General features: G+C 63.3%; 6 protein-coding genes. 5 read left to right on the forward strand and 1 reads right to left on the reverse strand.

The annotated features are described in order from the left end of the window. Positions 1 to 59 precede the first annotated feature (59 nt). A complete protein-coding gene (gene exaA, locus OC610_RS17290) occupies positions 60 to 1,916 on the reverse strand; it encodes a quinoprotein ethanol dehydrogenase (protein WP_264429318.1) in 1,857 nt (618 codons plus the stop codon). Positions 1,917 to 2,168: 252 nt separating this feature from the next. On the opposite strand from exaA, the gene pedF reads away from it, so the two are divergent. The 5 genes from pedF (at position 2,169) to OC610_RS17315 (ending at position 7,311) form a co-directional block, all read left to right on the forward strand. Continuing rightward, complete coding sequence (gene pedF, locus OC610_RS17295; protein ID WP_264429320.1) at positions 2,169 to 2,630, forward strand: cytochrome c-550 PedF; 462 nt, start codon at positions 2,169 to 2,171, stop codon at positions 2,628 to 2,630. Positions 2,631 to 2,635: 5 nt separating this feature from the next. Continuing rightward, the gene (locus OC610_RS17300) at positions 2,636 to 3,511 is read left to right on the forward strand and encodes a substrate-binding periplasmic protein (RefSeq protein ID WP_264429322.1); all 876 of its coding nucleotides are present in this window, start codon (positions 2,636 to 2,638) and stop codon (positions 3,509 to 3,511) included. Positions 3,512 to 3,520: 9 nt separating this feature from the next. Beyond that, positions 3,521 to 4,276 carry a quinoprotein dehydrogenase-associated SoxYZ-like carrier gene (locus OC610_RS17305; RefSeq protein ID WP_264429323.1) on the forward strand — a complete coding sequence of 252 codons (756 nt, stop codon included), beginning with the start codon at positions 3,521 to 3,523 and terminating at the stop codon, positions 4,274 to 4,276. A 15-nt stretch (positions 4,277 to 4,291) separates the two neighbouring features. Beyond that, the gene (locus OC610_RS17310) at positions 4,292 to 5,230 is read left to right on the forward strand and encodes a quinoprotein relay system zinc metallohydrolase 1 (protein WP_264429325.1); all 939 of its coding nucleotides are present in this window, start codon (positions 4,292 to 4,294) and stop codon (positions 5,228 to 5,230) included. 305 nt (positions 5,231 to 5,535) lie between these two features. Then, positions 5,536 to 7,311, forward strand: coding sequence for a PQQ-dependent methanol/ethanol family dehydrogenase (locus OC610_RS17315; protein WP_264429327.1), 1,776 nt, complete (start codon positions 5,536 to 5,538; stop codon positions 7,309 to 7,311). Positions 7,312 to 7,350 lie beyond the last annotated feature (39 nt).

Consider the following 7,350-nt stretch of genomic DNA (forward strand, 5'->3'; position numbering starts at 1 on the left):
TCGCGAGCAAGCTCGCTCCCACAGGGGGTGGTGTGGGTCAGGACCCAGTTGGGTTAAGGTTATTTCTGCGCCGTGGCCTTATCCCAACTCGGAATCTTGAACACCCAGAACGAACCGCCCTGGGCCACTGGCTTGGTCAGTTCGGCCATGTCGCCGCCCCACAACGGCACGGCGCCGCCGTAGCCGACGGTCACGCCGATGTACTGCTCGCCGTCCTGCTCCCAGGTGATGGGCGGGGAGACGATGCCGCTGCCGGTCTGGAACTTCCACAGTTCCTTGCCGGTTTTCGCATCGAAGGCCTTGAAGAAACCGTCGCCGGTGCCGGTGAACACCAGGTTGCCCTTGGTTGCCAGCACGCCGGCCCACAGCGGCAGCGGCTCCTTGTGCTCCCACACCACCTTGCCGGTGGTGGGATTCATCGCCCGCAGGCTGCCGACGTGATCGTCATACATGCGCTTGATGCGAAAGCCCATGCCCAGGTACGCCGAGCCTTTCTTGTAGCTGACTTCCTCGGTCCAATACTCCTCTTTCCATTGGTTGCCCGGTACGTAGAACAGACCGGTGTCCTGGCTGTAGGCCATGGGGTTCCAGTTCTTGCCGCCAAGGAAGGGCGGCGAGACTTCCACCGGCTTGCCCTTGGTTTCACCCGGCAATGGCTTGGCCGGACGCTGGCCGGGATTTTCCACCGGGCGACCGGTCTTCAGGTCGATGTGGCTGGCCCAGGTGATGTTGTCGACGAAGGGGAAGGCGTTCTGCAACTTGCCGTTGTTGCGATCCACCACATAGAAGAAGCCGTTGCGGTCGGCGTGGGCGGTGGCCTTGACCACTTTGCCGTCCTTATCCTTGTAGTCGAACAGCACCAGCTCGTTGTTGCCGGAGAAATCCCAGGCATCGTTGGGCGTGTGCTGGTAGAACCACTTCACCTCGCCAGTGCTTGGATCGACACCCACCTGGCCGGAGGTGTAGAGGCTGTCGTAGTCATGCGCGTTGCCGTCCTTGGCCGTGCGCGCCCAGGTGTTCCAGGGGCCGGGGTTGCCCGCGCCGACGATGATAGTGTTGGTCTCGGCGTCGAAACTGGCGCTCTGCCAAGGTGCGCCGCCGCCGTGGCTCCAGGCTTCGACCTTGCCGGTCTCGGTGGTCTTGTCGTCAGGCCAGGACGGCGCCTTGACGTCGCCGGTCGGGGTGCTGTCCTTGCCGTTGAGGCGGCCCATGTGGCCTTCGACGAACGGGCGCATCCAGACTTCTTCGCCAGTGTCCGGGTCGCGGGCGAACAGTTGCCCGACCACGCCGAACTCGTCGCCGGAGCTGCCGTGGATCAGCAGGACCTTGCCGCTGGTCTTGTCCTTGATCAGCACCGGGGCACCGGTCATGGTGTAGCCGCCGGCGTGATCGCCGAACTTCTTGTTCCACACCACCTTGCCGGTGTTCTTGTCCAAGGCGACGACCCGGGCATCCAAGGTGCCGAAGTAGATCTTGTCGCCATAGATGGCCGCGCCGCGGTTGACCACGTCACAGCACGGGCGAATGTTGTCCGGCAGTCGGTGGTTGTAGGTCCACAGGCGCTTACCGGTCTTGGCGTCGAGGGCAAACACCCGTGAGTACGAGCCGGTGACGTACACCACGCCGTCGCTGACGATGGCCTGGGATTCCTGGCCGCGTTGCTTCTCGTCGCCGAAGGAATAGGACCAGGCCGGGGTCAGCTTGAACACGTTCTTATCGTTGACCTGGGCCAGCGGGCTCCAGCGCTGGGCGTTGGTGCCCATGCCGTATTGCAGCACGTCCTGGGTGGTCAGGTGATCATTGGCGATGTCTTCCCAGGTCACGGCGGCGTGCACCTGGGTGCCCAGGGACAGGCCGCCGGCCAGCAGCAAGGCAACGGCCAGGGAGGAGAGGGCAGGAAGGGTTTTTATTGTCATGATGGGATTTCCCAGTGAGGTTTTGGCCTGACTAGGGTCGGTGCTTGCACGCCTCGTCCGATACGGAAAAAGTCCCGCCCTTGCCGGGAAGACTTCCCAGACCGCCTGTCTTTGCGACTTGCGTCGGACGACCTGCTACCAAGGAACTAGACCGCGACCACCAAAGCAGCATTCGGCTGTGGGCAGGCGGTTCCTAAGATGACGGCACGGCCTCCGCAAAGAGGTCTTGCGTGCAATCTCGAGGGCATAACAATGACAACAAAACGCAACGCCATCATCGCTACCGCATTGCTGATGGGGCTGGCCGGCGCTGGCTCCGCATGGGCCCATGGCAACGTAGTGCCCCAGCCAGTGGAAACCAAAGGGCTGACCCCGATCAAGGACACCAACCTGCCGGTGGATGCCGACGGATGGGCCACACAGAACCCTTATCGCAACTCTCCCGAACGGGACAAGGCCGTGGAAATCGGTGCCTCGGCCTACAACCAGAACTGCGCGGCCTGCCATGGCCTGGAAGCCAAGTCCGGCGGGATCGCACCGGATTTGCGCATGCTCGACGCCGCCGAAGCCGGCGATGAATGGTTCGTCGAGCGCGTGCGCCATGGCGCGGTGCGCGACGGTCGGGTCTACATGCCGAAGATGGCCGACTACCTGAGCCAGGAAGCGCTGTGGGCGGTACGGACCTATCTGGACAGCGTGCACGTCGAGGAGTGATTGCCATGCGCCTGTTCGCGTGGGTGATGTGCAGCCTGCTGCTGTGGGGCCCGGTGGCGCAGGCGCAGGTGCGCAGCTACGACCAGATGATCGCCACCGGCGAATTGAAGGTCGCGGTCTACAAGGACTTCGCGCCCTACAGTTTCGAAGACCAGGGCCAGCCCCGGGGCGTCGATGTGGAGTTGGCGCAGTCGCTGGCAAAGGCCATGGGCTTGCGGCTGAAACTGATCTGGGCGCCGCCCGGCGAGAAGCTCGACGATGACCTGCGCGACTACATCTGGCGCAGCAGTCCATTGCACGACCGGCAACTGGCCGACCTGATGATGCGCGTGCCGTACGATCATGACTATGTGCAACGGCGCAACGACATCGGTGAGCTGGAAAACGCCCAGGTGGTGATGTTCGGGCCGTATCAGCAGGAATGCTGGCAGGTGGCGTACGACCGTCGTCGACTGGAGTCGGTGGGCAGCGTCGCGGTGTTCCAGCAGCACCCCATCGGCGTCGAAGTCGACAGCGTGCCGTCGTTCTACCTGACCTCGGTGTTCAACGGCATGCTTAGCGCCAAGACCCGCCATTATCCCTCCGTCGCCAAAGCCTTCGGGGCCATGCAGGCCGGCGAAGTCGACGCGGTCATGGCGATGCGTGGGGAGATCGACTGGCAAGTGCATCAGGCCGCCGACCCGCAGTTGGCCCTCGCTGAAAACGCCTACCCGAACATGGGCAAGCAGCGCTGGGAGATCGGCATGGCAGTGCATGAAAGCAACCGTCAGTTGGCCTATGCGGTGGAAGAAGCGCTGGAAGGCTTGATCCGCGACGGCACTCTCAAGGCGGTATATGCCCGCTATGGCCTGCGCTACGAAGTACCCGAAATGTACCAATAGGAGCGCGGGATGAACTGGCGAGCGTTTGGCCTGCTGTTGGGGTGCCTGCCGTGGATGGCGAGCGCGATTGAGCCGGGAAAGGACCCTGTGCCGTCGGTAATGTGGGCCTTCTACCACAAACAATTGCTGGCGGATGCGCCGTTCGTGTTCGACGAGCGGGTGCGGCTGCTGGCGCCGCCCTTTGCCGAAGACGCGCGCCAGGTGCCGCTGGAAATCGACGCCCGGGCATTTACCGGCGACGTCGTGCGAGTGCTGGCCTGGGCCGAGCTCAATCCGCTGCCTAGAATCGTTGATTTCCAGCCTTCGGAGCGGGTGCTGCCGTGGCTGTCGATCCGTATTCGCATCGAGCAAGCGACGCCGTTGCGTGCTGCCGTGCAGACCCGCGACGGCCTGTGGCACGTTGGCTCGACCCTGATCGATGCGGCGGGTGGCGGTTGCACCGCACCCAGCGTGGTGCGCACCCAACCGGGATGGGAAGAACACTTGGGCGAAGTATTGGGCGGGCGTTACCCGCGTGGGGATTCCAATCGCCTGCGCTTGCAGATCGCCCATCCCATGGACAACGGCTTGGTGAGCGGTATCCCGGAATTCTTCCTCAACCAGGCGCAACTGTTGGACGCCGACGGCAAGCTGCTGGCGCGCCTGGAGCTGTTCCCGGCGGTCAGCGAAAACCCCAACCTGGGCTTTGACATCCAAGGCCAGGGCCAAACCCGCCTGGTGCTGCGCGACAACAGCGGCAACCAGTTCGAGGCGGCCATTCCCTGATCAAAGGAGCGCACCATGCGCTGGTTGTTGCTGATCTGTCTTGGGCTGTGCCTGCCGGCGTGGTCCGCCACCGATTATTCCCTAAAGCCACGGAAGATCGCCGAGGGCACCTGGTTGCTGGAAGGCAGCACGGATAATTTCGCCAAGGCCAACGGTGGCAACATCGTCAACACCGGGTTCATCGTCACCGACGCTGGCGTGGTGGTCATCGACACCGGACCGTCCAAGCGCTATGGCGAAGCGCTGCGCCAGGCCATCGCGGCGACGACGGACAAGCCGGTGATCCAGGTGCTGCTGACCCACCATCACCCGGACCATGTGCTGGGCAACCAGGCCTTCAGCGATGTGCCCATCGGTGCGCTGCCCGGCACCACCGACTTGCTGCGGCAGCAGGGCGATGCGATGGCGGAAAACATGTACCGGCTGGTAGGCGACTGGATGCGCGGCACCGAGGTCGTGTTGCCGACCCAGGCGCTGAGCCCCGGTTCGCTGAAGGTCGGCGATCATTCACTGCGCCTGCTGGCGTTGGCTGGGCACACCGGGGCAGACCTGGCGATCCTCGATGAAACCACCGGCGTGCTGTTTGCAGGCGACCTGGTGTTTTACGAACGGGCCTTGACCACCCCGAACAGCCCCGGCCTGGAAGTCTGGCTCAAGGATCTGGACACCCTTCAGGCTCTGCCCTGGAAGCAAATCGTCCCCGGCCACGGCCCGGTGACCAGCGATGCCCGGCCTTTCACGCAAATGCGCGATTACCTGGGCTGGCTCGACCAACTGATGCGCGACGGCGCAGCCCGGGGCGACGACATGGCGGAGATGATCCGCAGCCCCATCCCCGAGCGCTTCGCCGGGATCAGCCTGAGCCGGTATGAGTTGATTCGCAGTGTCAGTCATCTTTATCCGCGTTATGAGCGGGTGGGGATGAAGCGGGTGGATACCCACGACCCTGACTGAGCGCATACCCCTGTGACTGGGAGCTGGGCCCTGTAGGAGCTGCCGAAGGCTGCGATCTTTTGATCTTTCGCTTGAGACTCAAGTGTCCGGGAAAAGATCGCAGCCTCGTTGCACTCGTCAGCTCCTACACGCGCCCCTGCGGGAGCAAGCTCCCTCGCCACGGGGTATTTGCTTACCTCCACATGTACCAAGGAACTAGAAAACTCAACACAGCGGGCAATTGTTGGCGGCGGCCCCGAGGCCAAGAATCTGTGACAGACCGGGAAAATTTCCCGGGTATAACAATAACCGCAGAGGTAGCCGCCATGATTCATCCCGCACGTCGCCAGCCCTTCGCCGTGAACCTGCTGCTCAGTGCCATGCTGCTGTCCGGCTCGGCCTTGGCCGCCGTGACCGACCAGGAAATTCTCCAGGACCCGAAGAACCCGCAACAGATCGTCACCAACGGCCTGGGTGTCCAGGGCCAGCGCTACAGTCCGCTCGATACCCTCAACGTCGACAACGTCAAGGACCTGCGTCCGGTCTGGGCGTTTTCCTTCGGCGGCGAAAAGCAGCGCGGCCAGCAGGCACAGCCGATGATCAAGGACGGGGTGATGTACCTCACCGGGTCCTACTCGCGGGTGTTCGCGGTGGATGCGCGCACTGGCAAGAAACTCTGGCAATACGACGCGCGCCTGCCCGATGACATCCGCCCGTGCTGCGACGTGATCAACCGTGGCGTGGCGCTGTATGGCGACCTGGTGTTCTTCGGCACCCTCGACGCCAAGTTGGTGGCCTTGAACAAGGACACCGGCAAGGTGGTGTGGAGCAAGAAAGTCGCCGACCACAAGGAAGGCTATTCCATCAGTGCCGCGCCGATCGTGGTGAACGGCAAGCTCATCACGGGCGTGGCGGGTGGCGAGTTCGGCGTGGTCGGCCAGATCAGCGCGTTCGACCCGAAAAACGGTGAACTGCTGTGGACCCGGCCGACCGTGGAAGGCCACATGGGCTACGTCTACAAGGACGGCAAGGCCGTGGAAAACGGTATTTCCGGCGGCGAGGCGGGCAAGACCTGGCCCGGCGATCTCTGGAAAACCGGTGGTGCTGCGCCTTGGCTGGGCGGCTACTACGACCCGGAAACCAATCTGCTGCTGTTCGGCACCGGTAACCCGGCGCCCTGGAACTCACACCTGCGCCCTGGCGACAACCTCTATTCCTCGTCGCGCCTGGCCCTGAACCCGGACGATGGCAGCATCAAGTGGCACTTCCAGAGCACGCCGCACGACGGTTGGGACTATGACGGCGTCAACGAGCTGATCTCGTTCAACTACAAGGAAGGCGGCAAGGACATCAAGGCGGCGGCGACTGCTGACCGTAATGGCTTCTTCTACGTGCTCGACCGCACCAACGGCAAGTTCATCCGCGGCTTCCCGTTCGTCGACAAGATCACCTGGGCCACCGGCCTGGACAAGGATGGACGGCCGATCTACAACGAGGCCAGCCGTCCGGGGGCGCCGGGCAGCGAAGCCAAGGGCAGCTCGGTGTTCGTGGCCCCGGCGTTCCTCGGTGCGAAAAACTGGATGCCGATGGCCTACAACCAGGACACCGGCCTGTTCTACGTGCCGTCCAATGAATGGGGCATGGACATCTGGAACGAAGGCATCGCCTACAAGAAAGGCGCGGCGTTCCTCGGTGCGGGTTTCACCATCAAGCCGCTGAACGAAGATTACATCGGCGTGCTGCGGGCCATCGATCCCAAGACCGGCAAGGAAGTCTGGCGCCACAAGAACTACGCGCCGCTGTGGGGCGGGGTCCTGACCACCAAGGGCAACCTGGTGTTCACCGGTACGCCTGAAGGGTTCTTGCAGGCCTTCAACGCCAAGACCGGGGAAAAGGTCTGGGAATTCCAGACCGGCTCCGGTGTGCTCGGTTCGCCGATCACCTGGGAAATGGACGGCGAGCAGTACGTCTCGGTGGTGTCCGGCTGGGGTGGTGCGGTGCCGCTGTGGGGCGGCGAGGTGGCCAAGCGCGTGAAGGACTTCAACCAGGGCGGCATGCTCTGGACCTTCAAGTTGCCGAAGGAGCTTGTCGCAAAACGCTAAAACCTTGCCGAGAACCGTGGCGAGGGAGCTTGCTCCCGC

The organism is Pseudomonas agronomica (assembly GCF_025917275.1).
Classification (GTDB): domain Bacteria; phylum Pseudomonadota; class Gammaproteobacteria; order Pseudomonadales; family Pseudomonadaceae; genus Aquipseudomonas; species Aquipseudomonas agronomica.

Excerpts from the sequence above, each read along its gene's own strand:
- exaA (WP_264429318.1), bottom strand. The coding sequence starts at position 1,916 with ATGACAATAAAAACCCTTCCTGCCCTCTCCTCCCTGGCCGTTGCCTTG.
- pedF (WP_264429320.1), top strand. The coding sequence starts at position 2,169 with ATGACAACAAAACGCAACGCCATCATCGCTACCGCATTGCTGATGGGG.
- OC610_RS17300 (WP_264429322.1), top strand. The coding sequence starts at position 2,636 with ATGCGCCTGTTCGCGTGGGTGATGTGCAGCCTGCTGCTGTGGGGCCCG.
- OC610_RS17305 (WP_264429323.1), top strand. The coding sequence starts at position 3,521 with ATGAACTGGCGAGCGTTTGGCCTGCTGTTGGGGTGCCTGCCGTGGATG.
- OC610_RS17310 (WP_264429325.1), top strand. The coding sequence starts at position 4,292 with ATGCGCTGGTTGTTGCTGATCTGTCTTGGGCTGTGCCTGCCGGCGTGG.
- OC610_RS17315 (WP_264429327.1), top strand. The coding sequence starts at position 5,536 with ATGATTCATCCCGCACGTCGCCAGCCCTTCGCCGTGAACCTGCTGCTC.